1 protein-coding gene is annotated in these 290 nt (G+C 53.4%); it reads left to right on the top strand.

The window, feature by feature from the left end:
• Window positions 1–210: IS30 family transposase (locus A3722_RS24970; protein ID WP_150120561.1), on the top strand; the 210-nt coding region annotated here is incomplete at its 5' end.
• Window positions 211–290: the final 80 nt, after the last annotated feature.

Here is a 290-nt window from a genome sequence, read left to right as displayed (position 1 = left end):
TGTGACCCACAAGCACCCTGGCAAAAAGGCTCGGTCGAGAACCTCAACAAACGCGCACGGCGATATCTTCCCCGTGACACCCAGCTCGCGGCGCTCTCAAATCGCAATATGAAGGCGATTTGTGACCGCCTCAACGGCACGCCAAGAAAGTGCCTTGGTTGGCGCACACCGACGGAAGCGTTCAGGGAAGAGTTGAGGAAACTGAGATAGCGGAAACTGTCGCAACGACCCTTGAGACACCATTGGTGGATTCACAAACGAAGTGCAAAATATGTACGAATACAGAGAGT

Source organism: Sulfitobacter sp. HI0027 (assembly GCF_001634775.1).
In the GTDB taxonomy this organism is placed as follows: domain Bacteria; phylum Pseudomonadota; class Alphaproteobacteria; order Rhodobacterales; family Rhodobacteraceae; genus Sulfitobacter.
This window is presented reverse-complemented; position numbering and strand designations above follow the sequence as displayed.